General features: G+C 44.5%; 4 protein-coding genes. All 4 read left to right on the top strand.

Features of this window, described 5'->3' with window-relative positions:
* The coding region (locus tag BCT81_RS27110; protein ID WP_277869853.1) for a helicase C-terminal domain-containing protein at positions 1-489 on the top strand (489 nt) is incomplete at its 5' end.
* A 127-nt stretch (positions 490-616) separates the two neighbouring features.
* The gene (locus tag BCT81_RS27105; RefSeq protein WP_004737423.1) at positions 617-1,396 is read left to right on the top strand and encodes a TSUP family transporter; all 780 of its coding nucleotides are present in this window, start codon (positions 617-619) and stop codon (positions 1,394-1,396) included.
* 22 nt (positions 1,397-1,418) lie between these two features.
* Positions 1,419-1,967 (top strand): primosomal replication protein, encoded by a 549-nt coding sequence (locus tag BCT81_RS27100; RefSeq protein WP_102426473.1) that lies wholly within the window; start codon positions 1,419-1,421, stop codon positions 1,965-1,967.
* The gene (rsmS, locus tag BCT81_RS27095; protein WP_102426472.1) at positions 1,957-2,127 is read left to right on the top strand and encodes a pleiotropic regulatory protein RsmS; all 171 of its coding nucleotides are present in this window, start codon (positions 1,957-1,959) and stop codon (positions 2,125-2,127) included. The genes BCT81_RS27100 and rsmS overlap by 11 nt, the downstream gene beginning before the upstream one ends.

Raw genomic sequence — 2,127 nt, 5'->3', positions numbered from 1 at the left:
GTTCTATTCTCTTCTTACTGGCAAATGAATAAAGTTGCAGAGGCTTTGGCAACAGATTTCGTTAAAAAGTCATGGGCATTGCAGGTACAAGGTGATACTTCACGCGCTGAAATTCTAAAAAAACATAAAAAGCTAATAGACCAAGGAAAAACCAGCGTGCTTTTTGGAACTGGTAGCTTTTCGGAAGGTCTGGATTTACCGGGGGAGCTGCTTGAAAACCTAGTCATTACCAAGATTCCTTTTGGTGTTCCTACGTCACCTGTAGAACAAGCGCATTCAGAATATATTGAATCGCGTGGCGGTAATCCTTTTATGCAGATTACTGTTCCAGAAGCGAGTAAAAAGCTTATTCAATCTGTAGGGCGACTGCTGCGTAAGGAGAGAGATTCTGGTAAAGTCACGATCCTTGATCGACGCATAGTCACGAAGCGATATGGCAAGTCCCTTCTCGATTCGCTACCGCCTTTTAAAAGAACAATAAAATACTAATTTTTCTGCCGTTAGGTAGTTCTGGGTCAGTCATCGCTTGGCCCCTGCATTCACAATCAAACACGAATAGCCCATCAACTATTCGTGTGGCTGTTCTGACGGCCAATAACGAGAACAACAGCTATTTATGGAAATGATTGAACCAACCATGTTGGTTATACTTGCGCTGGTTGCATTTGCAGCGGGCTTTATTGATGCTGTCGCCGGTGGTGGGGGCATGTTAACGGTCCCTGCATTGTTATCCCTTGGCCTACCGCCACACATCGCACTGGGTACAAATAAGCTTGCAGCCACGTTCGCTTCTTCAACAGCGGCTTTTACTTATTATCGTAAAAAGCTGTTTAAACCAGAATGTTGGATAAATGCATTTATAGCGACCTTGATCGGCGCAACCATAGGTACCCTAACAGTCGATGCCATTAGCACCCAATGGTTAGAGAAAGTCCTACCGCTGATCATTCTGGCAGCAGCGATCTACACCATTTTCCATAAGACACCGAACGCCAATCACAACGTGTCACCGAAACCTTGTCCGGTACTGAAGAAGAAACAAAAGTACCAAGGCTTCATTCTTGGCTTTTATGATGGCGTTGCTGGCCCGGGAACAGGTGCTTTTTGGACGGTGAGCTCGATGGCACTATACCGCCTAAATATCCTGCTGGCTTCTGGCCTATCGAAAGCAATGAATTTTACCAGTAACTTCACTTCTTTGGTGACCTTCGCGATTCTTGGTCATATTGATTGGGTGTTGGGGTTAACCATGGGTGTTTGCTTAATGGCTGGTGCATTCGTTGGGGCACATTCCGCAATTCGATTTGGTGCTACGTTTATACGACCAGTCTTTGTTACGGTTGTCAGTATACTTGCGATAAAACTTGCTTACGAAGCTTGGTTTGTAAATCTATAGCCACCAGATTACAGGAATTAAAATGAGTCAATTTTCACAAATCAAAAGTGTCATTGATACCTTACTCGGTCACTGTTCACAGGTTGATAAATCCAGAGGGTCCTATCATCAGCCGCTTTTCGACAAAGCGTTGTTTAAATGTGGCGCCTCGACTCTACTCCCTTACGCACTCGAAACCCAAGCGACCTACCACACCATCATTCGCGAACAGAGCACTAACCAACTTTCGGCATCGAGAGCAAACTACTTAACAGAGAGGTTAACTAACCAGATAGCAGCTCTGCAACGCGAGCTCGCCAATCACGATTTACGCTTAGACAGAAAAAGTAAATCAGGGAAAACCTTGAACGATTTGTATAATGACTTGGCTCAGCACCAAGATTGGCAAAGACGTTTGGTTGATTTAGTTAAACGACGCAAGTTAGCGCTAGACTCCGCACCGCGTCATAGTAAAGCACAAGCAGAAAACACTTGGATGTTAGCAAAAGAGCGTTTAGAGCGCTGTGAAGACTCGATGAAGAACATCGAAAGACTGATTAAAATAGAGAACCCAAAGCGAAATGAGCACTGAGAACACATCATCACCATTGGACAACGCACCTGAAGAAGTCAAGTTAGCCGTCGACTTGATCTACCTACTAGAAAGTAATGAGATCGACCCAAAGGTTGCGTTAGAAGCAATCAAGATTGTCCAGCAAGATTTACAAGCCAAGCTAGCAACTAGCAACTAG

Origin of the sequence: Vibrio sp. 10N.261.52.A1, assembly GCF_002876325.1 — a bacterium.
Lineage (GTDB): Bacteria > Pseudomonadota > Gammaproteobacteria > Enterobacterales > Vibrionaceae > Vibrio > Vibrio chagasii.
This window is presented reverse-complemented; position numbering and strand designations above follow the sequence as displayed.